The sequence below is a fragment of the Neorhizobium sp. LjRoot104 genome (assembly GCF_964253725.1).
Taxonomy (GTDB): domain Bacteria; phylum Pseudomonadota; class Alphaproteobacteria; order Rhizobiales; family Rhizobiaceae; genus Neorhizobium.
Window position 1 is genome coordinate 124,622 of record NZ_CAXURS020000001.1, and the last position, 24,544, is coordinate 149,165.

General features: G+C 60.3%; 19 protein-coding genes and 1 tRNA gene. 5 read left to right on the top strand and 15 right to left on the bottom strand.

Annotated features, from left to right (window positions below):
* Positions 1-84: 84 nt before the first annotated feature.
* From ACSQ8R_RS00640 to ACSQ8R_RS00650, 3 genes are all read left to right on the top strand, one after another.
* Complete coding sequence (locus ACSQ8R_RS00640; RefSeq protein ID WP_436251611.1) at positions 85-1,041, top strand: NAD(P)H-dependent flavin oxidoreductase; 957 nt, start codon at positions 85-87, stop codon at positions 1,039-1,041.
* A 130-nt stretch (positions 1,042-1,171) separates the two neighbouring features.
* Positions 1,172-1,247, top strand: a tRNA-Thr gene (locus tag ACSQ8R_RS00645).
* 183 nt (positions 1,248-1,430) lie between these two features.
* Complete coding sequence (locus tag ACSQ8R_RS00650) at positions 1,431-2,840, top strand: pyridoxal phosphate-dependent decarboxylase family protein (RefSeq protein WP_436251612.1); 1,410 nt, start codon at positions 1,431-1,433, stop codon at positions 2,838-2,840.
* Positions 2,841-2,937: 97 nt separating this feature from the next.
* Here the strand turns inward: ACSQ8R_RS00650 and ACSQ8R_RS00655 are convergent, their stop codons facing one another.
* From ACSQ8R_RS00655 to ACSQ8R_RS00695, 9 genes are all read right to left on the bottom strand, one after another.
* Entirely contained in the window at positions 2,938-4,668 is a 1,731-nt protein-coding gene (locus ACSQ8R_RS00655; protein WP_436251613.1) for an ABC transporter substrate-binding protein, read from the bottom strand.
* Positions 4,669-4,744: 76 nt separating this feature from the next.
* The gene (locus tag ACSQ8R_RS00660; protein ID WP_436251614.1) at positions 4,745-5,026 is read right to left on the bottom strand and encodes a DUF2160 domain-containing protein; all 282 of its coding nucleotides are present in this window, start codon (positions 5,024-5,026) and stop codon (positions 4,745-4,747) included.
* Between the two features lie 16 nt (positions 5,027-5,042).
* Positions 5,043-5,870, bottom strand: coding sequence for a carbohydrate ABC transporter permease (locus ACSQ8R_RS00665; protein WP_436251615.1), 828 nt, complete (start codon positions 5,868-5,870; stop codon positions 5,043-5,045).
* Positions 5,871-5,886: 16 nt separating this feature from the next.
* On the bottom strand, positions 5,887-6,753 hold the full coding sequence (locus tag ACSQ8R_RS00670) for a carbohydrate ABC transporter permease (RefSeq protein WP_436251616.1): 867 nt from the start codon (positions 6,751-6,753) through the stop codon (positions 5,887-5,889).
* A 3-nt stretch (positions 6,754-6,756) separates the two neighbouring features.
* Positions 6,757-7,827, bottom strand: coding sequence for an ABC transporter ATP-binding protein (locus ACSQ8R_RS00675; protein WP_436251617.1), 1,071 nt, complete (start codon positions 7,825-7,827; stop codon positions 6,757-6,759).
* Between the two features lie 10 nt (positions 7,828-7,837).
* A complete protein-coding gene (locus ACSQ8R_RS00680; RefSeq protein ID WP_436251618.1) occupies positions 7,838-8,908 on the bottom strand; it encodes an ABC transporter ATP-binding protein in 1,071 nt (356 codons plus the stop codon).
* A 40-nt stretch (positions 8,909-8,948) separates the two neighbouring features.
* Entirely contained in the window at positions 8,949-10,463 is a 1,515-nt protein-coding gene (gene glpD / locus ACSQ8R_RS00685; protein WP_436255339.1) for a glycerol-3-phosphate dehydrogenase, read from the bottom strand.
* A gap of 101 nt (positions 10,464-10,564) precedes the next feature.
* Positions 10,565-11,347, bottom strand: a complete 783-nt coding sequence (locus ACSQ8R_RS00690; protein ID WP_436251619.1) for a DeoR/GlpR family DNA-binding transcription regulator — start codon at positions 11,345-11,347, stop codon at positions 10,565-10,567.
* A 105-nt stretch (positions 11,348-11,452) separates the two neighbouring features.
* Positions 11,453-12,328, bottom strand: a complete 876-nt coding sequence (locus tag ACSQ8R_RS00695) for an aldo/keto reductase family oxidoreductase (protein ID WP_436251620.1) — start codon at positions 12,326-12,328, stop codon at positions 11,453-11,455.
* 95 nt (positions 12,329-12,423) lie between these two features.
* Between ACSQ8R_RS00695 and ACSQ8R_RS00700 the strand changes: the two genes are divergently transcribed.
* Positions 12,424-13,329, top strand: a complete 906-nt coding sequence (locus ACSQ8R_RS00700) for a LysR substrate-binding domain-containing protein (RefSeq protein ID WP_436251621.1) — start codon at positions 12,424-12,426, stop codon at positions 13,327-13,329.
* 315 nt (positions 13,330-13,644) lie between these two features.
* Positions 13,645-15,768 (top strand): bifunctional diguanylate cyclase/phosphodiesterase, encoded by a 2,124-nt coding sequence (locus ACSQ8R_RS00705; protein WP_436251622.1) that lies wholly within the window; start codon positions 13,645-13,647, stop codon positions 15,766-15,768.
* Between the two features lie 24 nt (positions 15,769-15,792).
* Here the strand turns inward: ACSQ8R_RS00705 and ACSQ8R_RS00710 are convergent, their stop codons facing one another.
* The 6 genes from ACSQ8R_RS00710 to ACSQ8R_RS00735 form a co-directional block, all read right to left on the bottom strand.
* A complete protein-coding gene (locus ACSQ8R_RS00710; RefSeq protein WP_436251623.1) occupies positions 15,793-17,415 on the bottom strand; it encodes a PAS domain-containing sensor histidine kinase in 1,623 nt (540 codons plus the stop codon).
* 225 nt (positions 17,416-17,640) lie between these two features.
* Entirely contained in the window at positions 17,641-18,381 is a 741-nt protein-coding gene (locus ACSQ8R_RS00715; protein WP_436251624.1) for a hypothetical protein, read from the bottom strand.
* Positions 18,382-18,683: 302 nt separating this feature from the next.
* On the bottom strand, positions 18,684-19,121 hold the full coding sequence (locus ACSQ8R_RS00720) for a hypothetical protein (RefSeq protein ID WP_436251625.1): 438 nt from the start codon (positions 19,119-19,121) through the stop codon (positions 18,684-18,686).
* A 170-nt stretch (positions 19,122-19,291) separates the two neighbouring features.
* Entirely contained in the window at positions 19,292-20,860 is a 1,569-nt protein-coding gene (locus ACSQ8R_RS00725; RefSeq protein WP_436251626.1) for a SpoVR family protein, read from the bottom strand.
* The gene (locus ACSQ8R_RS00730) at positions 20,857-22,134 is read right to left on the bottom strand and encodes a YeaH/YhbH family protein (RefSeq protein WP_436251627.1); all 1,278 of its coding nucleotides are present in this window, start codon (positions 22,132-22,134) and stop codon (positions 20,857-20,859) included. The genes ACSQ8R_RS00725 and ACSQ8R_RS00730 overlap by 4 nt, the downstream gene beginning before the upstream one ends.
* A gap of 186 nt (positions 22,135-22,320) precedes the next feature.
* Entirely contained in the window at positions 22,321-24,264 is a 1,944-nt protein-coding gene (locus ACSQ8R_RS00735) for a PrkA family serine protein kinase (protein ID WP_436251628.1), read from the bottom strand.
* Positions 24,265-24,544 lie beyond the last annotated feature (280 nt).

Here is a 24,544-nt window from a genome sequence, read left to right on the forward strand (position 1 = left end):
TCTTTCCACCGGCTTTTCGCATTGCCTGCGATCTGGTAGACGGATTTACGTTTGCGTAAAGGTCAATCGGGAGGTTTTTGATCCATGCTTCCAGCAGTCCTCAGGGACAGGCTCCGCCTGCCCGTGATCGCGTCGCCATTGTTCATCATTTCCCATCCGGAACTGACGCTGGCGCAATGCAAGGCCGGCGTCGTCGGCGCCTTCCCGGCCCTCAATGCGCGGCCGGAAAGCCAGCTCGACGAGTGGCTGGCCATGATCACCGAGGATCTTGCCACCTACGACGCCGCCAATCCGGAGCGGCCCGCTGCACCCTTTGCCGTCAACCAGATCGTCCATACCTCCAACAAACGCCTGGAGCACGACCTGATGATGTGCGTGAAATACAAGGTGCCGATCGTCATCTCCTCGCTCGGGGCGGTGCCGGAGGTGAATGCAGCCGTGCATTCCTATGGCGGCATCGTGCTGCACGACATCATCAACAACCGCCACGCCAATTCGGCGATCCGCAAGGGCGCCGACGGGCTGATCGCGGTCGCCGCCGGCGCCGGCGGGCATGCCGGCACGCTTTCGCCTTTCGCGCTGGTACAGGAAATCCGGGAATGGTTCGATGGGCCATTGTTGCTCGCCGGCGCGATCGCCACCGGCGGCGGCATCCTCGCGGCCCAGGCCATGGGCGCCGACATGGCCTATATCGGCTCGCCTTTCATCGCCACGAAGGAGGCACGCGCCGTCGAGGGCTACAAGCAGATGATCGTCGATTCGAACGCTGCCGACGTCGTCTACTCCAACTATTTTACCGGCATACACGGCAACTACCTGAAGGGTTCGATCACCGCCACAGGCATGGACCCGGACGCACTTCCGGTCGCCGATCCGTCCAAGATGGATTTCGACCAGGCGGTCAGCGGGCCGAAGGCCTGGAAGGAGATCTGGGGCGCGGGTCAGGGGGTCGGCGCGGTCAAGGCGATAGTCCCGGTCGCCGAACTCGTCGACCGGCTGGAAAGCGAATACCGTGCAGCGCGCGAGCGCCTCGCAGTTTGAACCAGCGGCTGGAGAAGAACCGTCTTTTCAGGAAAATCGTCGAGAAGCCAAAAACCCGGCTTGAAATCGCAGGTCATTGCCTGTATCAGCCGCATCACTCGCAGCCCCGGCAAAACCGGTCGCTGCCCGTGCCGCTTTAGCTCAGGTGGTAGAGCACATCATTCGTAATGATGGGGTCGCAGGTTCGAGTCCTGCAAGCGGCACCACTTCATTTCTGTCCGGCCCGGACACATAGGTAACAATCCGTACCTAAGACATAGGTAACAACCTCGTGCCGAACGGGTTGTCGAAGGTTTGCAAAGTTCTCTGCCCCAGGTCGATATATTGCGCGCCGTATGGTAGCTTGGCGCGCGTAGCCGTCCAGTCGCGACGACACGGAGGTACGGTCCATGGCTGAGGGCATAGACGCACTTTTCGCGCAGGCGGCGCACCTGGCCGCCGGCTTCCGACAGGCCGAGCCCCGGCTCCACCGGCCGCAGCTGCAATACCAGGAATGCCTGGCGACGCTCGTCGAAGACCTCCAGCCGGAAACTCTCGCGATGGAGGACGTCCTTCTGGATCTCGTGGAAAAGGCCGAACCGGGCCTTCACCGGATGACCGGGCCGTGTTTCTTCGGATGGGTGATCGGCGGCTCACATCCGATGGGCGTGGCGGCGGACTTCCTCACGAGCGCCTGGGGGCAAAATGCAGGTAATCACACCGCGTCCCCTGCCGCCGCGTCCTTCGAGAAGGTCGCAGCCACCTGGCTGCTGGACGTTCTCGGCCTGCCTGCGCAATCTTCCGTGGGCTTTGTGACCGGAGCGACCGTAGCCAATTTCAGCTGTCTGGCTGCCGCAAGAGGCGAGGTGCTTCGCCGAGCCGGCTGGGATGTCGATGCAGATGGCCTTTTCGGTGCGCCGCCGATCACCGTTCTCATGGGTGACGATGCCCATACGACGGTTTTTTCAGCCTTGCAGTTCCTGGGGCTTGGGCATGACCGCGTGATCAGGATAGCCACGGATGCGCAGGGGCGTATTCTTGCAGGGCGTTTCGAGGAAGCGGTCAGCAAAGCGGCTGGCCCCAAGATTGCCATCCTTCAGGCAGGTCAGATCAACACGGGAGCTTTCGATCCGTTCGCCGAGCTTGTCCCGATCGCCAGGAACGGGGGTGCCTGGGTGCATGTGGATGGCGCATTCGGTCTGTGGGCCAAGGCTTCTCCTTCGACGCGACATCTTTGTCCTGGGGTGGAGTTGGCGGATAGCTGGGCCACCGATGGCCATAAGTGGCTCCAGACCCCCTACGATAGCGGTTATGCGATCGTAAGGGACGAAGTCGCCCACCGGCGCGCCATGACGATCGCTGCCAGTTACCTCCCCATTGCGGCGGAAGGGGAGCGGGATCCTTCACATTATGTGCCGGAGCTTTCAAGACGAGCGCGCGGGTTCGCGACCTGGGCAATGATGAAGCACCTCGGCCGCAACGGCATCGCCCGTCTCGTCGAAGGTTGTTGCTCCTCGGCGCGGATCATCGCGGATCATCTGTCGCGCGAGCCGGGGATCGAGATCCTGAACGACGTCGACCTAAATCAGGTCATCTGCCGCTTTGGCAGGGATCTTTCGACGAACGATGCCGACGAGGTGACGAGAAGAACCATTGCGCGGTTGCAGCGCGAGGGGACGATCTTCGTGACCGGAGCCAAGTGGAGAGGGATGGACGTCATGCGGATTTCCGTAAGCAACTACCAGACCGACGCAAACACGGCGTTGCTTGCCGCAGAGACGGTGTCGGCAGCGTTCCGCAAGGAGCGGCTGGGCAGCTGAGCTTCCTCAGGCAATCCATCCAGGCTCAAGCGGCGCCGGCGACGATGACTTTGCACAAGGTGGCCGCCGGGCGCGTTGAGCGCCCGGCGAAACCGGCTTACTTCTTGGCGTCGGCCCAGCTCTTGACGAGCTCGTCGTAGTTGACGGTAACGGGCTTTTCCTTCTCGTTGGCGACCTTGAGCTGCGGAGCGAGATTGCCTTTCGCGACTGCATCCTTGTTCCAGTATGCAAGATCGTGTTCCTCGGCGAGCGCCGGTCCCATGTCTCCCTGGACCTTGGCACGCTCCAGGCGCTGCAGGACCTTTTCCTGCTCGGAGCAAAGCGAGTCCATGGCCGCCTGGGCGGTCTTGGCGCCCGATGACGCATCGCCGATCGCCTGCCACCAGAGCTGCGCCAGCTTCGGATAGTCAGGCACGTTGGTGCCGGTCGGCGACCACTGGACGCGGGCCGGGGAACGATAGAACTCGATCAGGCCGCCGAGTTTCGGCGCGCGGTCCGTGAAGCTCTTGTGCCGGATGGTGCTTTCGCGGATCAAGGTCAGGCCGACATGGCTCTTCTTGACGTCCACCGTCTTCGAGGTGACGAACTGGGCATAGAGCCAGGCCGCCTTGGCGCGGTTGGTGGGCGTGGACTTCATCAGCGTCCAGGAGCCGACGTCCTGATAGCCGAGCTTCATGCCGTCCTTCCAGTAGACGCCATGCGGAGACGGTGCGAAACGCCATTTCGGCGTGCCGTCCTGGTTCATGACGGGCAGGCCTGCCTTCACCATGTCGGCGGTGAAGGCCGTGTACATGAACATCTGCTGGGCGATCTCGCCCTGAGCCGGCACGGGTCCGGATTCCGAGAAGGTCATGCCCTGGGCGGCGGCCGGCGCATAGGCCTTCATCCAGTCGAGGTATTTCTGGATCGAGTAGACGGCTGCCGGGCCGTTCGTGTCGCCGCCGCGCGCGACGCAGGAGCCGACCGGCTGCGACTTTTCGTTGACCTTGATGCCCCATTCGTCGACCGGCAGGCCGTTCGGGAGGCCCTTGTCGCCGTTGCCGGCCATGGACAGCCAGGCGTCGGTGAAGCGCCAGCCGAGCGACGGGTCCTTCTTGCCGTAGTCCATGTGGCCATAGACCTTCTTGCCGCCCACGTCGCGACCGGTGAAGAACTCGGCGATGTCCTCATAGGCCGACCAGTTGACTGGCACGCCAAGCTCGTAGCCATACTTGGCCTTGAAGTCGGCCTTGTTCTTGGCGTCGTTGAACCAGTCGTAGCGGAACCAGTAGAGGTTGGCGAACTGCTGGTCCGGCAGCTGGTAGAGCTTCTTGTCCGGTGCCGTCGTGAACTTGAGGCCGATGAAGTCCTCAAGATCGAGGCCGGGGTTGGTGACGTCCTTGCCTTCGCCAGCCATCCAGTCTGTGAGCGGGCGGGCCTGCTGGTAACGCCAATGCGTGCCGATCAGATCGGAGTCGTTGACATAACCGTCGTAGATATTTTCGCCCGATTGCATCTGGGTCTGGAGCTTTTCGACCACGTCGCCTTCGCCGATCAGGTCATGGGTGACCTTGATGCCGGTGATTGCTGTGAAGGCGGGTGCCAGCACCTTCGATTCGTATTCATGCGTGGTGATCGTTTCGGAGACGACCTTGATATCGAGGCCGGCAAGCGGTTTTGCCGCGTCGATGAACCATTGCATCTCCTTTTCCTGTTCGGCGCGGGAAAGCGTCGAGAGGTCACCCACCTCCTTGTCCAGGAATTGCTTTGCCTCATCCATACCGGCATAGGCGGAACCGGTCAGAGCAAGCAGTACCGCTGCCGTCGTTGTCATAAGATGCCGTCGCATTTTATCCTCCCAGAGTTTTGCGATTGCAATTTTCGTACCGAGTGGCGGTCCTCCCGCCACCTTTTCAGCTTGCCTTTCAGACGAAGCGGAAGACGCCGATTGCGTAGACCACTGCCAGGGCAAGAGCCCACCACAGGTTGGGACCGATGAGCCCCAACCATGCGAGATGAATGAATGCCGCGCCGAGCAGCGAGATGAAGAGCCGGTCTCCCCGCGTCGTCTCGAAACGCAGAATGCCGACCCTGGGTGCACCCCCGGGCGCGAAATATTCCCAGATGCTCATGCCGATGAGCAGGGCGAGGATCGTCAGAAAGAACAGGGCCGTCGGCAGCGTCCAGGCCATCCATGAAAGGTTCATGCGTGGTTCCTCCTTGTCAGACCCGGCCGAGGGCAAAGCCCTTGGCGATGTAGTTTCGAACGAAGTAGATGACGAGCGCGCCGGGAACGATGGTCAGCACGCCGGCGGCCGCCAGCACGCCCCAGTCCATGCCCGAGGCGGAAACGGTGCGCGTCATGATGGCGGAAATCGGCTTGGCGGCCGTCGTCGTCAGCGTGCGGGCGAGCAGCAGTTCCACCCAGGAAAACATGAAGCAGAAGAAGGCCGCGACGCCGATGCCCGAGGCGATCAGCGGCATGAAGATCTTCACGAAGAACCTTGGGAACGAGTACCCGTCGATATAGGCGGTCTCGTCGATTTCCTTCGGCACGCCCGACATGAAACCTTCCAGGATCCAGACGGCAAGCGGCACGTTGAACAGGCAGTGGGCAAGCGCCACCGCGATATGCGTATCGATGAGACCGAAGGCCGAGTAGAGCTGGAAGAAGGGCAGGGCGAAGACGGCGGGCGGCGCCATCCGGTTGGTGAGCAGCCAGAAGAACAGATGTTTGTCGCCGAGGAACCGGTAGCGGGAAAAGGCATAGGCTGCCGGCAATGCCGCCAGGACCGAGATCGCGGTGTTCAGCCCCACATAGATGATGGAGTTGATATAGCCGTTGTACCAGGAAGGGTCCGTGAAGATCACCATGTAGTTCCGGATCGTCGGGTTCTGCGGCCAGAGCGAGAAGGCGCCGGTGATCTCGGCGTTCTCCTTGAAGCTCATGTTGACGAGCCAGTAGATCGGCAGCAACAGGAAGATGATGTAGATCGTCGAGACCAGCCAGGAGAAATTGCCTGCAGGCTTGTATTTGATTGTCCTTGCCATCGTTCTTCTCCTCCCTTCAAGCGTCTGCATCGCTGCTGGTCATCACGGTGTAGAATATCCATGACAGCAGCAGGATGATCAGGAAGTAGACGATCGACATGGCGGCGGCCGGCCCGAGGTCGAACTGACCGACGGCCGTCTTGACGAGATCGATCGACAGGAAGGTCGTGGAGTTTCCCGGGCCCCCGCCCGTGACCACGAAAGGCTCCGTGTAGATCATGAAACTGTCCATGAAGCGCAAGAGGACGGCAATCAGCAGCACCCGTTTCATCTTCGGCAGCTGGATGTAGCGGAAGACCGACCACCGCGAAGCGCCATCGATCTTGGCCGCCTGATAATAGGCATCCGGAATGGAGACGAGACCGGCGTAGCACAAGAGCACGACGAGGCTCGTCCAATGCCAGACATCCATGATGATGACGGTGATCCAGGCATCCACTGGATCGCGCACGTAGTTGTAGTCGATGCCGAGTGCCGCCAGCGTATGTCCCAGGAGGCCGATATCGACCCGCCCGAAGACCTGCCAGATCGTGCCGACGACATTCCACGGGATGAGAAGCGGCAGGGCCATCAGCACCAGGCAGACAGGCACGCCGAGACCCTTCTTCGGCATGTTCAGCGCAATGAAGATGCCGAGCGGAATTTCAAGCGCAAGGATGATGAAGGAGAAAAGCAGATTGCGCTGCAGGGCTTCCCAGAAACGGGCCGAATGCAGGATATCGTCGAACCAGTCGGTGCCGGCCCAGAAGAACGCATTGTTGCCGAACGTATCCTGGACCGAGTAGTTCACGACGGTCATCAGCGGAATGGCCGCCGAGAAGGCGACGAGAAGCAGCACCGGAAGCACCAGAAACCAGGCCTTGTTGTTCCACGTCTTTTCCATGGTTCAGGCCTCCCTGCCGACGCGCCATGAATTGGCATAGATATTCAGCGCCCCGGGATCGAACGTGACGCGGGGTTCCGCCGGGAATTCGATATCCTCGGAAGCGACGATCGCGATCGGCTGCCCCGCAAGGTTGGCGCGAACGATCTTCCGCCGGCCGATATCCTCGACACGCGTCACCGTCACCGGCATGCCTTCGCGGCCGATGCGGATGAATTCCGGCCGAATGCCGAGCTCGACCTTGTCTCCCGCGGCAATCTTCGGTGCATGGTCGAGGACGATCGTTTCGCTCCCGAGCGTGATCGTGCTGCCATGGATCTCGGCGGGCATCACATTCATGCCGGGAGAGCCGATGAAATAACCGACGAATGTATGGCTGGGCCTTTCGAAGAGCTCAGCCGGGGTTCCGATCTGGACGATCTGCCCGTCGTACATGACGACCACCTTGTCGGCGAAGGTGAGCGCTTCCGTCTGGTCATGGGTGACATAGACCATGGTGAAGCCGAATTGCTTGTGGAAGCGCTTCAGCTGGGACCGGAGCACCCATTTCATATGCGGATCGATGACCGTTAGAGGTTCATCGAACAGGATAGCGTTGACGTCGTTGCGGACGAGACCCCGCCCGAGCGAGATCTTCTGCTTCTGGTCGGCCGTAAGCCGCTGGGCCTTGCGGTTCGACCAGTCCGAGAGGTCGATGATTTCAAGCATCTCGCGGACGCGACGATCGACATCCGGTTCGGCGATCCCTCTGTTGCGCAGGGGAAACGCCAGATTGTCGTAAACCGTCATCGTATCGTAGATCACCGGAAACTGGAAAACCTGGGCAATGTTGCGTTCCTGCGTGGAAAGATTGGTGACGTCGTTTCCATCGAAGAGAATACGTCCGTGGGACGGCTGCAGCAGGCCGGAAATGATATTCAGGAGGGTGGTCTTGCCGCAGCCGGAGGGGCCGAGCAGGGCATAGGCGCCGCCGTCGGCCCATTCGTGGTCCACCTCGCGCAATGCGTAGGCGGCGTCGGATTTCGGGTTGGGACCGTAGGCGTGGCGGATGTGATCGAGCGTGATGCGTGCCATGTTCGCCTCCTCAAGCCGCCGCCGCGATGGCGCGGCCGTCTGTTCCGAAAGCCATCAGATGACGGGTATCGAGGAAGAGCTCGATTTCCGTATCCGGATCGATTTCGTGGATGCCGGGTGCCAGCATGACCCAGCGCACGCCGTTGTAGTGCATGTGCACGAAGCTTTCGGAGCCCGTGATTTCCGAGATCTGCGTCTGGGCCTTCAGCCTCGCCGCATTCGCGGTCTGGGCCACGAGCCCTAGGTGATGCGGATGAAAGGCGATCGTCACGGGCCCGTCCGGCACACCGGACAGATGCGGGGGCACCGCGAGACTGTCTGCCTCCTGATATCGGAACGATCCGCCGGACTTGACCACATCGATGAAGTTGAGCGGCGGATCGGCGAATGTCTTGGCCGTCACCAGGTCCGCAGGGCGCCGGTAGACCTCGATTGTCGGCCCGAACTGCGTGATCCGTCCTTCCGAGAGCGTCGCCGTATTGCCGCCGAGCAGCAGGGCTTCGGACGGTTCGGTCGTCGCATAAACGAAGATGGCGCCGGATTGCGCGAAGATTTTCGGCAGTTCCTCGCGCAGTTCCTCGCGAAGCTTGTAGTCCAGATTGGCGAGCGGCTCGTCCATCAGCACCAGGCTCGCATTCTTGACGAGTGCGCGGGCGAGCGCCGTACGCTGCTGCTGTCCCCCGGAAAGGTTGAGCGGCGTGCGATCGAGATAGGGCGTCAATCGCAGCAATTCCGCAGCCTTGCGGACTTCCCGGTCGATTGTCGTGGTGTCCTTTCCGGCGATCCGCATCGGCGAGGCGATGTTTTCGTAGACGGTCAGGGCCGGATAGTTGATGAACTGCTGGTAGACCATCGCGACGTTGCGTTTTTGCACCGCGACGCCGGTGACGTCGGCACCGTCGAAGTATACCGAGCCGCTGGTGGGACGGTCGAGCCCGGCCATCAATCGCATGAGCGACGTCTTGCCCGAGAGCGTCGGGCCTAACAGAACATTCAGCGTGCCGCGATCCAGTGCAAGATTGGTCGGATGAATATGGTACTCACCCCCCACCATCTTGGCGACGTTGCGCATTTCCAGCATTCGGGTTCCCGTGCCTCCTCACACTGGGAACACATGCCGCTTATCCGGCCATTTTTGCCGGTATAGCGGCCATGTACTCCTCCAGATATTCTTTTTCCGGTTCACTCAACCGCAGACCGTCCTTGGTTCTCCTCCAGAGCACGTCTTCCGCGCTCATGGCCCATTCACGATCGACAAGATATTTCACTTCAGCCTCGTAGAGATCTCCCCCGAAGTGGTGACCGAGATCCTGCATCTTGGCCGCGCCGCCGAGGATCACCGCCGCGCGGGTTCCGTACCGGCGCACCAGGCGCCGCGCCTGCCTTTCTTCCAGAAACGGATAGCGGGCCTTGAGCCCTGCCACTTCGGCCTCGTAGCCCTGTGCCGCAAAATCGCCGCCGGGCAGATGGCTTTTCGCCGTCCAGGAATGTCCCTTTGCCCCGATCGCTTCGCCGATTTTCTCCAGCGCATGTTCCGAAAGGCGGCGATAGGTGGTCAGCTTGCCGCCGAAGACGTTGAGCAGAGGCGCGCCCTGAGTGACATCGACCTTCAGCACATAATCGCGCGTTGCTTCCTGCGCCTTCGAGGCGCCGTCGTCAAAAAGCGGCCGAACGGCGGAGTAGGTCCAGACGATGTCGGCCGGCAGCACCGGCTCCCGGAAATACTCACTCGCCGCGTTGCAGAGATAGCTTGTCTCCTCGTCGGTGATCTTCACATCCTTCGGATTGCCGGAATAATCCCGGTCGGTGGTGCCGATAAGGGTGAAGTCGTTCTCGTAGGGGATCGCGAAAATGATGCGATTGTCCCGGTTCTGAAAGAAATAGGCGCGGGATCCCTCGAATTTCTTTTTCACGACGATATGGCTGCCCTGGACAAGGCGCACATGGCGGGCGTCGTTGTTGCCGAGCGCCTCGCGGATCACCTGATCCACCCAGGGGCCGGCGGCATTCACCAGCATGCGGGCCTGATAGGTCTCGGTCCTGCCGGTACTGGCGCCGACGGTCTCGATTGTCCAGAGGCCGTCTTCCCGGCGAGCGGCGACCACCCGGGTGCGCGGCAGGATCAAGGCGCCGCGGTCGGCCGCATCCCGGGCGTTCAGCACGACCATGCGGGCATCGTCCACCCAGCCGTCGGAATATTCGAATGCCTTGGTAAAAAGCGGCTTCAGCGGCTTTCCAGCCGGATCGGTGCGCATGTCGAGCACCGCGGTCGGCGGCAGCAGCTTTCGGCCGCCGAGATGATCGTAGAGAAACAGGCCGAGGCGGATCAGCCATGCGGGACGAACCCCGCCCTTGTGATAGGGCAGGACGAAGCGCATCGGCCAGATGATGTGCGGCGCCATGGCCCAGAGGGTTTCGCGCTCCATCAGCGATTCCCGCACGAGCCTGAATTCGTAATGTTCGAGATAGCGCAGGCCGCCGTGGATGAGTTTGGTGGCGCCGGAGGAGGTACCCGAGGCAAAATCATCCATCTCCGCCAGCGCGACCGAATAGCCGCGCCCGGCTGCATCGCGTGCGATGCCGCAGCCGTTTATGCCGCCGCCGATCACGAAGATATCGTGGATTTTTTGACCCATCATTTCCCTCGCTGGTCCGGAACGGCAGCAAGCCACTAGGCATTGTGAACTTTTAAAGGATTAAATCGAAAATATTCCGAATGTCAAACGAAACCGAAAGGCTAATGAACCTCAGCATTCATCTTTAAAGTCTCCACGAGGGCAACGCCGTTCTGCAGGCAGATTTCCCGGATGGAAGGAGAGGCGCAGTGATCCGTGATAAAGGTTTGAACCTGCGAGATCTGGCCGATACGGACGGGGGCGGTGCGCTCGAATTTTGTCGAGTCGGCAACCAGGATCACGTGTCTGGCGTTGGCGATGATCGCCTGGGCAACTTTCACTTCGCGAAAATCATAGTCGAGAAGAGCTCCATCCGGGTCGATCGCCGAAACGCCGATAATCGCGTAATCGACCTTGAACTGGCGGATGAAATCGACCGCGGCTTCGCCGACAATCCCGCCGTCCGACTGTCGAACGACGCCGCCGGCGATGACGACCTCGATTTCGTCGAGAAGACGTAACCTGTTGGCTACATTGATATTGTTGGTAATTACCATGAGTTCCCGGTGGTTGACCAACGCCTCGCTGACGGCTTCCGTGGTGGTGCCGATATTGATGAGGAGAGAGGCGTTGTCCGGGATGAGGTTGGCAGCGGCGACGCCGATCGCCTGCTTTTCCGCGGCGGCGATCTGCCGGCGAGCGTCATAGCGGACATTCTCGTTGCTGCGAGGAAGAGTGGCGCCGCCATGGATCCGCGTGAGGATTTGCTTGTCGCACAGATCATTCAGATCTTTGCGGATTGTTTGCGAGGTTACCGAGAACTTGGCCGCCAGGTCGTCGACGAGGACTCGCCCCGCCGACTTCGCAAGTTCGACAATCTTTCCCTGGCGGTCCGTGATGAACATCTCACCCCTCCGTTCGCTTTTCTTTCATTTTTAGCGAAAGCGCGCGTAAAGGCAAATGCCGTGCGTCGATTTTTCCGACCCCGGGATGGAGCCATACCGGCGTGCTCAGGCGCGGATGCCGGCGACGCCTTCCAGCTCGGTCATCACGGCGTCTGACAGCTGAAGTTCCGTTGCGGCGAGGTTTTCACGCAGGTGGGCCACGGACGAGGTTCCCGGAATGAGCAGAATATTTGGCGCACGACGCAACAGCCAGGCAAGCGCGACCTGCATCGGCGTGGCGTCGAGGCGCTGGGCAACGTCCGACAGGATCGACGATTGAAGGGGGCTGAAGCCGCCAAGCGGGAAGAATGGCACATAGGCGATGCCATCACGGGCGAGATCGTCGATCATGGCATCGTCCTGCCGGTGAGCGAGATTATACTGGTTCTGCACGCAGACGATCCTGGCGATCCTGCTGCCCTCCGCAACCTGTGCCGGCGTGACGTTGCTGAGCCCGATATGGCGGACAAGGCCCTTGCGCTGCAGCTCGGCGAGAACCGTCAGGGGCTCTTCGATCGAGCCTTCGGCGGGGCCGTGGACATCGAACATCACACGCAGATTGACGACGTCCAGGACGTCGCGACCAAGGTTGCGCAGGTTGTCGTGGACAGCCTGGGTCAGTTGTTCGACGGAAAATGCCGGGTTCCATGAACCGTCGGTCCCGCGCATGGCGCCGATCTTGGTCACGATCACCAGATCGTCGGGATACGGATGAAGCGCCTCGCGGATGATCTGGTTGGTGACGTGCGGCCCATAAAAATCGCTTGTGTCTATATGATCGACCCCGGCCGCAATTGCCTGGCGCAGGACCGTCACAGCTGCGTCGCGATCTTTCGGTGGGCCGAAGACACCCTTGCCGGCAAGCTGCATGGCGCCGTAACCGAGACGTTTCACACTGCGGTCGCCGAGGATAAATGTGCCGGCCTGGTCTATATTCGACATGGGATCTCTCCTTTTCATAACGACATAGACATAGACCTTGAGAGCCTGCACGAAAATCCGGTACAATTGGTACAGGCCGTGCGGAATTTCGAACGATGAAAATCGATCTGGGTGATCTGAATGCTTTTGTGGCAGTGGCCCGCGCTGGCGGGTTTCGCGAGGGCGCGCGGGCCTCTGGCAGCAGCGCCTCCGGATTGAGCGAGGCGGTGCGGCGTGTCGAGGCGCAACTCGGGGTGAGGCTCCTCAACCGCACCACACGCAGCGTGGTGCCGACGGAGGCAGGCGCAGGCCTTCTGGCTCGGCTGACCCCGGCGCTCACCGAGGTCGACGCTGCCCTCGATGTGGTCAACAGGTTTCGCGACAAGCCTGCGGGCGTGCTGCGTCTCAATGTACCGGTCAGCGCCGCCCGGCTGGTGCTGCCGGCCATCGTCCCGCGGTTCCTCGCGGCCTACCCGGACATCCGGCTTGAGATCGTCGCCGATGACAGCTTCGTCGATGTCCTGGCTGCCGGATGCGATGCCGGCATCCGCTATGACGAGCGATTGGAGCAGGACATGATCGCGGTGCCGATCGGCCCGCGTCTGCAGCGCTTCGCGGCCGCAGCATCCCCGGCATACCTCGATCGCCACGGTCGCCCCGATCATCCGCGCGACCTGCTTGGCCACGCCTGCATTCGCGGGCGTTTTACAAGCGGAGCAATGCTGCTTTGGGAATTCGAGCGGGACGGCGAGGTGGTGCGGATCGATCCGACGGGGCCGCTGATCGTACAGATAGGTGCTGCAACCGATCTTGCCGTCGAAGCGGCGATTGCCGGCTCCGGCATTATGTTGCTGTTCGAGGACTGGTTGCGGCCCCATCTTGACAATGGCTCTCTCGAACCTGTGCTCGAGCCATGGTGGCAGCAATTTTCCGGACCATTTCTCTATTATCCCGGCCGGCGGCTCGTACCAGCGCCCCTGCGGGCCTTCATCGATTTCGTCAAGGCGTCCAACCAGCCGTGAGAGCGTGCGGCCGGCTTTCTGTTCGATCGACGGCGTGCCCACAGGCCGGATGCCGGTTCGTTGTATCCGTTACCTGTCGGTCTTGGCCGGAACCAGGTCTCCGATGAGGCGTTCAGGCGAGCGCGGAGCATCTAGAAAGCCCGTCCGCGTTGAAATGCCTGGCTAGGTGAGAGTTGGCCTGGCCACATATTAACGAGTCGTTGACTAAGTAATTTAGTGATTTTTAATATTCGCATATGCTAGTGGAACCGTGCAGCGCAATGCGGACATGACGTCTTCTGCAGCCTTGGGCAAACAATAAAGCTGGAATCCGTCATGCTCGCACGCCGCCCGAAGGAGAGCCGTGAAGGCTACTCCGTGTTCATTGCCACTTCACTGCTGCTTCTTGTCGCCATGCTTCTGGGTGGGATAGGAGCCCATGTGGTTGACCGCATGCGCGATTCCGCGAACGCGCTCGACGACAACAGAGCTGTTATGGCAGCAGAGGCGGCTGTCTCCTCATTCAAGGAAAAACTTGCCGCAACCGTGCGGGACAATGCCGTTTGGGATGACGCCTACAAGGCGATAACGCAAGGGGATCTCGATGGCTGGGTTTATGAGAACTGGGGCAAGACCAGTGCGGACTACGCGCTTTATGACGGAGTAGTGCTGACGGCGCCAGCAGGCGGCAAGAGCATCGCCTATCTCAAGGGCGATATAATAGACCCGACCGAATATCTCGGCACAAAATTTACTGGGCAAACGGAAGCCGCCGCTCGGCCTGGCATCGACCCGATCGTCAATTTTTTCAGAAACGGCGACGATATCATCGCGGTGGCGTCGGAAGCGATCCAGCCGTTTGGGGCACAGGCAGAGGATCCAACCTACTATGTCCTCAGCTTCTTCAAAGCTCTGACGTCTGAAGTCGTGGCCCAAATGGCCAGGGAACATCAGCTCCCGGAACTCCACATAACCGACCGTGCGGCGGGCGATCTTCTGAATTCGCCGCTTGCGGATGTGGATGGAATTCAAGTCGCGCGTCTGGCCTGGCCAAGTGCCGCTCCTGGAAACACGATTTTTGACGAGGCGCGCCCCTTTATTGCCGCGGCGATTGCCATCCTCGGCGTTTATCTGGTTGGTGTCCTGTTTGCAGGCTGGTCGGAAATGCGGCGCTTGAAGAGCCTGGCAGATCGCGCCCGACATGAAGCCACCCATGACAGCCTCAGCGGTCTCTTGAACAGGCTCGGTCTGATCGAAGGGCTGGACCGGCTGATGCAGGCTGACAAGAGCCAGGTGCTGGTTTTGCACCTTATCGATCTCGACGGCTTCAAGGCGGTCAACGATGCATGGGGGCATGCGATCGGGGATCAGTTGATCAGGCTGGTGGCGGAAGCTCTGCGCGACGTTCATGCAGACGCATTCGGTGTCGCCCGGTTGGGCGGCGACGAATTCGCTCTGGTCCAGCGTGGCTCCGGAAACCGTGCCGAATTTGACGATCAGGTTCTTGAACGTCTCAAAAAACCGTTTCTCATCGAAGGCCGCACGATCGAAATTGGTGCAAGCATCGGCGTTGCGTCCCGCGACGACGCAGAAAATGCGCATGAACTTCTTCGCCGTGCGGATATGGCCCTTTATGAAGCGAAGGAATTGGGCAGGGGATGCGCGGTCACCTATCGCCCGGATCTTGATCGCCAGCGCGAAGAGATTGCCGGTTTGGAAAGCGACCTTCGGCGCGCCCTCCAGAATGACGAGATCCAGCCGGTCTTTCAGCCTCTGGCTTTGGCGGCCTCGGGCGACATCACGGGCGTGGAGGCGCTGGCAAGATGGGGTCGTGCCGAAGGAGCCATCGGCCCGGATGCGTTCATACCTCTGGCGGAAAAATGTGGATTGATCGATATCCTGGGGCTCCAGATGCTTCGGAAGTCGATCGTGGCGTCCCGGGCATGGTCGCCGCTCTCGCTGTCGGTCAATGTTTCTCCGGTCCAGCTATGTAACCCCAACTTCGCCGGGGATGTGCTTGCTGTCCTGAAAGAGGAAGGGTTTGATCCTTCGCGATTGACACTGGAGATCACCGAAGCGGTGCTGATGTCGAATCCTGAGCAGGCACGGCGCTCCATCACCGCCCTGAAATCGGCCGGAATCTGTTTTGCTCTTGATGATTTCGGCGCCGGTTATGCCAGTATCGGCACGCTGCGTGAGTTCGGCTTCGACCGGATGAAGATCGATCGCTCTCTGGTTCAAGCCATGGATGACGGCAGCACCGGCCGGAACGTCCTGACGGCTACGATCTCCTTGGCTCAGGCCCTCGGGATACCGGTCACCGCCGAAGGCATTGAATCCGCCGACCAGGCGGACGCTCTTCGAATTGCCGGTTGCGATCAGCTGCAAGGCTACCTGGTGGGCAGGCCAATGGGTCGAGACGAACTTACATCCTGGCTGGCTTCATCGATTGCCGCGTGAGGTTCTTCCTGCGACAGCGCCGGCCTAAGCCGAATGCTGCTGTCTGACTTCGTCGAACGGCAGCTCCACCGTGAAGGTCGTACCCTTTCCCAGAAGGCTCTGGACCGAGATCGAGCCGCCATGCAACTCCACAATTTCCTTGACGATGTTGAGACCGATCCCCGTTCCGGCGATGCCGGTGGCGCTACGGGCGCGGAAGTAGGGCTCGAACAGCTTCGGCAGGTCGTCAGCATCCATGCCGATGCCGGAATCGCTGACGCTGACCAGAACCCGCCGACCGTCCTTCCATCCGCTGACCCGGATTTTGGAGCCGGCGGGCGAATATTTCACCGCGTTTGACAACAGATTGGAAAAGACCCGCTCTATCGCGGCCTCGTCGAACATCTGCAGGGCTGGAAGCGCTTCGAGATCGTGGCTGATCATGTGGCCCTTGCTGATCTCCGCTCGGTTTGTGATGCATTGGCGAAGAATCGCGCTGAGCGAACCGGCCTTCTTGTTGATCGCGATGGTGCCTGTCTCCAGCCGCCCGGCGGCGAGGATGCTTTCCATCAGCTCGACCATGCGGGCGACTGCGCTCTTGATCTGCAGGGCCTTTCCCTCCAGGAACTGCGGAGTCGCAGCCGCCTTCGTGCGCGTGAGCCGCTGAGCCGCTCCGTCGATGACGGCCAGCGGCGTCCTGAACTCGTGCGAGATCATCCCTACGAAGCGGCGCTGCAGCGCATTGATGCCCCGTTCGTGCTGGAGAAGGCGATCCAGCTCGACGTTCTTTTCCTGCACTTCCGCCGTCCTCGCCAGAACGATCTTTTCAAGCTCGTCCCGATGCTGGCGCAGTCTGCGCTCGCTGGACTGGAGGGCTTTGAGGGCAAGCTGGCGGTCGTGGACATCCTCCAGCAAACCGTACCAGCGGACAACCCCACCGCTATCGTCGAGCCGGGGTGCCGCCCGGTTCCGATACCACCGATACCGCCCCTTCGCCGTCCCGATCCTGTAGATCATGTCGAACGGCGCGCCGGTCTTGACCGCGGACTCCCATTTGGCAATCACTTCGGGCCGGTCCGTCGGGTGCAAGGTCTTCTCCCATCCCCGTCCCAGCGCTTCGCCGACCTCCCGCCCGGAAGCGTTCTGCCACCCTGGGCCGACTTCGATGAGGTTTCCCTGCGCGTCGGCCAACCACGGCGTTTGGGGATGCAGTTCAACGAGGGAGCGATAGTGTTCCTCACTGGCCCGCAGCACCTGCTCGGCATGCCGAAGTTTGGTGATGTCCGAAATGACGACTACGACGACCGGTTTCTTTCCGCCGGCCACCGGCAGGAAAGACCGTCGCTTGTGCGTGAAAAGCGTCCGGGTCGAACCATCCGGGCCGGTGACCTCCTCCTCGAACCGCCGCTCCTCGCCGGTTGCCAGCACTCCTGCATCCACCTTCTGGATTCGGTCGGCTTCGTCCGCAGGTAGGAAGTCATGGTCCGTGTGGCCGAGCACGTCATCGAGGTTCACGTTGAACATCTCGCATGCCTTGCTGTTGAGGAACAGGAAACGCGACGCGGCATCCTTGATGATCGTCGGTCCCGGGGCGCCCTCGAACAGGTCTTCCAGAAGCTCGCGATAGGATGTTTGCAGATCAGGTCCGATGGCGGAGCATTGGTTCATTCGGAGGCGTCCAGTATACTCGCGCAAATTGATCGACGCCTAATATACATTCAGAGCGTTACCGAATGCTGAAACCGGAGGTGGTAAATTAAGCGGCAAGTACGCTTTGCCAGCAGGCCGGCTCGGGACACTCTTCCAATGGCCCCGAGGGAGTTGCGTGGCTGCTTTATGGGATGAGTCCGCATGACAATGCGCCCCGGCGCACGTTGCGGGCAGGCTGGCCGGCTATTCCTCGACCCAATAGGAAGTCGTATTTTCGATGACTTTTTTAATCTTGCGATTGTCTCTCCATTCTCGTCCGGTGTCGCGGATGACCGGTCTCTGCTGGGGAGAGAAAATGTAGTTCTTGTTCGGCGCAGCCAACCGTTCAAGCTCCGCGTTGACGCCGGAATAGAATTGTTTTTCCGGATCCCGAGAAGGATCCATCAGGCTCGAAGCCTGCCGGGCGAACGATCCGCGAAGGATGGAAGGGGACGTGGTAAATTTCGGAAAAGTCTTGAAAAGCGGGATTTTTATGCCGAGGAACCGGGCATACTCGTTTCTCTCGTGAAGATGACCGTCCTTTGCGATATTCCAATTCTGATCGGCCGTGTGAAAGGAAACCTGCATTACCGCCGGATCTGCAAACGGGGCAAAAATCTCTTCGCCGAGGTCGGTCAGCGCGATCCAGTCATCCTCGAGATGGAACACATAGTCGGAACGGGTATTGGCCCAGAGGCGCTTGACGGCGGCGCCGAACCCCGGCTCGCTCGGTCTGAAGAATGAGGCCGAGGGCAGGCGATCGCCGACCACGCGCAGGCACTCGGTTTCATCCTCTTCGGTTCCGAATATCGGATCTATGTTCACGAGGACGTTCGAGAAGGAAAAATGAGCAAAGCTACGCTCGCAGAAACTTGCCAACGTCTGTTCAAGCAGACCCGGCCTTCTGCCGGCAACTATACACAAATCCACACTAAAATTCGCCACGCGGCATATCCCCGGAAAATCCGGAACTCCGTATAGAGATCCTTTCGCCCAGATACCATAGTGCCCGCAAGGTCGCCACCGGCGTCGAGGCATACCGCCTCGCGACCGTGCATAAAGACGCTTGATCGGGAGCATCCGAAATCAACCGTGCGCGCTCCGGCGACGGAGGCGTCCGGACGCCCCGATCTTCAGAACGCAACGCAGTTCACGGCCCGTTCCCGCATTGCAGGCGACAAAGCCGAGGCATCGGGCAAGTGCTCCGGCAACGGACACGCCGATTGTGCTGCATAAGCCGATACGGGCTATCTTTTGAAGAAAGAAGCCAGGTAGGCGAGGGTGCCACTGGATCTGCGGGTGGCGATCGAACGGACCTGATGGGCGACGGTACTTGCGCTCACATGCGCTCCGAAGTGGCAGAAGCAGACCAGTTTATGGAGTTGTCGGTCGGACAATTCAAAAAACCGTCTGGCTTCCCCATAGGAGTCGTCTCGCATCCCCGCCGCACGTAGAACCGGATCGCCGAAGGCGACGGCAATCGCCGTTCCGTCGCCGCGCATCGCTGCCCTTATTTCATCCGGCTGATATTCGGTTTCCCGAAATGTCGAGAGGGATCGGTCGGGGTTGAGCTCCAGAATTTCGGCCCACCGTTCGAGCCGCTCGCTGCTGGACATCTGGAAGGCGGGATAGCTACGGTTTATCCTGGCGATAGTCCTGAGCTGATCGACTGCACGTTGCTCCATTACGGCCTCCTATTTGAAACGAAATAGATGCCCGTCGCCCACCTGTAATTTGATCCAGACTGCTTTTGATGTCCAATCACGATTGGGCACCGGCATGAGCTGCGGTCTCAGCTTCAGCCAAATTGATGAGCCCGGGGCCGCCGGATCGCAGAGACCAGCGCGTCCGCTCGTCAGGAGAAAAGGTCGCCCTTATGAAGGATCTCGCGGGGATGTGCGGAATGCTCTTTCACCACCTTCTCGGCGCTGTCGATTTCCTGCAGCATGACGTCGTAGCCCCAGAGATCGGCCAGATGCTGGAGGACCTGCTTGGTCTCGCTGTCCTCGAGAACCCAGTCGTTCGGCGCCCGGTGCTGCAGCAGAAGGCGACGGTCGCCGGCGAGATCGACATCGACGATATCGATCCTCGGGTCGGTCCAGCCGATATCGTATTCGCGCGCCAGCTGGCGGCGGACCCGTTTGTAGCCTCGCTCGTCGTGGATCGCCGAAACCAATATCCCCTCGCTCACCTGCGGATCGTCGTAGAGCTGGAAAAGGCGCCACTTGCGGATCAGGTGCGGGCTCAGGAACTGGCTGATGAAGCTTTCATCGCGGTAGTCCGCCCAGATGCCCCGCAGAACCTGCATGGGATCTCCGCGACCGGCGATATCCGGGAACCATTCGCGGTCCTCATCGGTCGGCTTCGTCACGATCCGCTCGATATCCTGCATCATCGCAAAGCCGAGGGCATAGGGGTTGAAGCCGGAGAAGCGTCGGTCGTCGAAGGTCGGCTGGAACACGACATTGGTGTGGGATTTCAGGAATTCGAAATAGTTGCCGTCACTGATCTGCCCACGGTCGTGCAACCTGTCCATGATCTGGTAGTGGACATAGGTCGCCGTCCCCTCGTTCATCACCTTGGTCTGGCGCTGCGGATGGAAATATTGCGCCACATGACGGACGATGCGCAGGATTTCCCTTTGCCAAGGCTGCAGCCGGGGCGACGACTTTTCGAGGAAATAGAGCAGGTTGTCCTGCGGCAGGCCGAGCGCCGCACGCCGTCTTTCGAAATCGACGTCGGCCGCATTCCGTTTACGGCCTGTCGGCACCGTGCGCCAGAGGTCGTTGAACATCTGTTCTTCGTGGGCGCGCCGTTCCTGCAGTCGTTTTTCTTCCTGACGCAGGTCGAGCCGCGTCTTGCCCGCATAACGGTGCACGCCATGCGACATCAGCGCATGGGCGGCGTCAAGGGTTCGTTCGACCGCCGTTTCGCCGTAGCGCTCCTCGCAGCGGGCGATATAGCTCTTGGCGAAATCGAGATAGTCGAGAATGCCCTCGGCATCCGTCCACAGCTTGAAGAGATAGTTGTTCTTGAAGAAATGGTTATGACCGAAGGCCGCGTGGGCGATCACCAGGGTCTGCATTGTCGCGGTGTTCTCCTCCATCAGATAGGAGATACAGGGCGACGAGTTAATGACGATCTCATAGGCGAGATCCCGCATTCCGCGGCGGTAGAAGGCCTCATGATGGGCGAAATGTTTGCCGAAAGACCAGTGCCGGTAAAACAGCGGCATTCCCGTCGATGAATAGGCGTCCAACATCTGCTCGGCCGTGATCACCTCGATCTGGTTCGGGTAGACATCGAGCCCGAGTTCCCCGATCGCGATCTCCTCGCAGGCATCGTGGATGCGCTGCAGGGTGGTGAAGTCCCAGTCGGCGCCCTCGAAGAGCAGGCGATCCTTCTGCATAGCCGCTTGGGTCATGGCGCCGCCTTCGTTGGTGTCGAGCGTTTCTGGAAGAGATCGTGGAAGACCGGGAAGATCTCGTTCTTGCGGCAGACCTTGCGCATCGCAAGAGTTGCTGCGCTGGATCGGATGCTCTCATAAAGGCGCCAGAGGGGCGAATTGGAGGCCAGGGAATCGCCTCCCTCCTCATCGACTTCGATATAGGCGAAATACTGGCAGAGCGGCAGGATCTCGTGTTTCAAGAGATGGCCGGCCGGACCTTCGTCCCGGTAGGAGTTGTCGCCATCCGAGGCCTGCGCGGCGTAGATGTTCCATTCCGTGGGATCGAAGCGCGCGGCGATGATGGTGCGCATGGCCGCAAGCGCGCTCGATACCAGCGTGCCGCCGGTCGCCTGGCCGTAGAAGAAGGTCTCCTCATCGACCTCCTCGGCCTTTTCCGTGTGGCGGATGAAGACGATCTCCACCTTCTCGTAGCGCTGGGAGAGAAACAGGTAGAGCAGCAGGTAGAAGCGCTTGGCCAGATCCTTCATATGCTCCGACATCGATCCGGAGACGTCCATCAGGCAGAACATAACCGCCTTCGCAACCGGCTTCGGTTCGTTGTCGAAACGACGATAGCGCACGTCGAGCGGATCGACGTATGGAATGCGCCGGATCCTGTCCGTCAGCGCCTTGAGTTCCGCCGTCAGCGCAAGCCGGGTCTCTTCGTCCTCGCTTTCCTCGATCTGGCGTTGAAGCGCCTCGATTTCGGCAGGCTTGGGGCGCTTGAGAGCGATGCGCCGCATCATGGCGAGCCGCGTCGTCCGGTCGATGGAAAGGTTGGAAGGGGAACCGGAAATGGAGTAGCCGGCTCGAACCGGGCTCATCTCCTCGGTTTCGCTGAGCCTCCGTTTGGCGAGTTCAGGTAATTCGAGGTCATCCAGAAAGACCGATAGGAACTCTTCGCGCGTCAACACGAAGCGGAAGCCGTCTTCACCATCGCCCTGGCCGGCCTCCTTGGGCCTGCCGGCACCCTGGCCCGGGGGGCGGGGAATGATATCGCCTTCGACGAAGGCCCGGTTGCCGGGCAGGACATGGTCCGTGATCCCGCCTTCGGCCCGGCGAAAACTCGGCTCGCCCATGCCGCCGATCGGAAGGCTGACTTCGCCGCCATCCAGTACATCACGGATACTGCGGCTTTGCAGGGATCGCCTGACTGCTTGCTGCACGGCGTCCTTTGCGCGCCGCAGAAACCGCTGCCGATTTTCCAAACTTTTACCGCGCGGGTTCAGCCGCCGGTCGATGATGTGCATGTTGGCTCCTGCGTGAGCATTAGGGTCTGTACTCAACTAGGTTTCGGACGCCGCACGCCCCAGTATGCCACAATCCTACGTCCTGTCGTCACACACAATGATGGACATCAAATCTACCTTTGTGTGTTTAAGGAACTGAACGGCTTTCTTGCATGGTGCGTTCCAAATCCTAATTGAGTACAGACGCTAACCTGCCTGTTTAACCCGCATGTACCACTCCACCAGACGGCGAACCTGTCTTTCGGTGTAGCCGCGCGCCGTCATGCGCGACACGAACTCGCTGTGTTTCTTTTCGGTCTCGCCGTCCTTCTTCGATCCGAAGGAGATGACCGGCAGAAGATCCTCCACCTGGGAGAACATTCTCTTCTCGATCACTTCCCGGATCTTCTCGTAGCTCGCCCAGGACGGGTTCTTGCCGCCGTTATTGGCGCGCGAGCGCAGGCAGAATTTGACGATCTCGTTGCGGAAGTCCTTCGGATTGGCGATACCCGCCGGCTTTTCGATCTTGGTCAGTTCCTGGTTCAGGAGTTCGCGATCGAGAAGCTGCCCGGTGTCCGGATCCTTGAAATCGACGTCCTCGATCCAGGCGTCGGCATAATCGACGTAGCGATCGAAAAGATTCTGGCCATAATCCGAATAGGATTCCAGATAGGCCTTCTGGATCTCGTTGCCGATGAACTCCGCATACCGCGGCGCAAGGTCTGCCTTGATGAACTCGATATACCGTTTTTCGGTTTCCTCCTGAAACTGTTCGCGGCGAATGGCCTGTTCCAGCACGTACATCAGGTGGACCGGGTCCGCGCCGATGTCCGTGGTGTCGTGGTTGAAGGTCGAGGCCAGTACCTTGAAGGCAAAACGTGTCGATATTCCGTCCATGCCTTCATCGACACCGGCCGCATCCCGGTATTCCTGGACACTGCGGGCGCGCGGATCGGTCTCCTTGAGGCTTTCGCCGTCGTAGGCGCGCATCTTGGAGAAGAAGGTCGAGTTCTCGTGCTTGCGCAGCCGCGAGAGCACGGAAAACCGGGCCAGCATCTCGAGCGTCGCCGGTGCGCAGGAGGCATCCGCGAGCTCCGAACCTTCGATCAGCTTCTCATAGATATGCTGTTCTTCGGTCACCCGCAGGCAATAGGGAACCTTGATGACGCAGATGCGGTCGATGAAGGCCTCGTTGTTCTTGTTGGCCTTGAAACTCTGCCATTCGGCTTCGTTCGAGTGGGCCAGGATGACGCCGGAGAAGGGAATGGCGCCGATATTCTCGGTGCCCATGTAATTGCCTTCCTGCGTCGCCGTCAAAAGCGGATGCAGCATCTTGATCGGGGCCTTGAACATCTCGACAAATTCGAGCACGCCCTGGTTGGCCCGGTTGAGCCCGCCGGAATAGCTGTAGGCATCCGAGTCGTTCTGGGAATAGTTTTCGAGCTTGCGGATGTCGACCTTGCCGACCAGCGACGAGACGTCCTGGTTGTTCTCGTCGCCCGGCTCGGTCTTGGCGATACCGATCTGGCGCAGCCGCGAGGGCTGAAGCCTCACCACCCGGAAGCGGGTTATGTCGCCTCCGAATTCATCGAGCCGCTTGAGGCACCAGGGGCTCATCAGCCCGCTGAGGCGCCGGGTTGGAACGCCGTACTGCGCGAGCAGCATCGGCCCCATCGCGACCGGATCGAAGAGATTGAGCGGGCTTTCGAAGACAGGGCTGATTTCGTCGCCGGCCTTCAGCACGTAGATCGGATTGGCCTCCATAAGCTGCTTCAGCCGCTCGGCGAGAGACGACTTGCCGCCACCGACCGGGCCGAGCAGGTAGAGGATCTGCTTTCGCTCCTCAAGGCCCTGCGCCGCGTGCCGGAAAAAGGAAACGATCCGCTCGATCGTCTCTTCCATGCCGAAGAAACCGGTAAACGCCGGATAGGCCCGGATGGTACGGTTCATGAAGATCCGGCCGAGCCTGGCATCCCTGGCCGTATCGACCATCTGCGGCTCGCCGATCGCCGCCAGCAGCCGCTCGGCCGCGTTGGCATAGGCCATCGGATCTTTCTTGCACAGCGCCAGATACTCGGCGATGGACATATCCGTCTCGCGCCGGGCTTCGTAGTTCCTGGTGAAGGCATCGAACAAGGATTCACTCGGCATAGGCATCTCCAGTCAGGGTTGCGCTACTGCTCGACTGCCGCAAAGATTGAAATCGCTGCGGCAATCCATTGAGAATCAAGATGTTTCTAAACCTAATACGACACCCGGAGCGTTTTCATGGCAATGCACAAAAATGTGCGTCCACAAATCAGTGACGACTTGGCAAACAGCAAGTGAGGACCTGTTGCATCCCGGCGACAGTGTCTGCGCGGGTGCTTCGGGTCTTCCTGCACATCGCGTCGTCGGCGGGAAGACAAGCCGTACTTCGCCGTCTATGGAT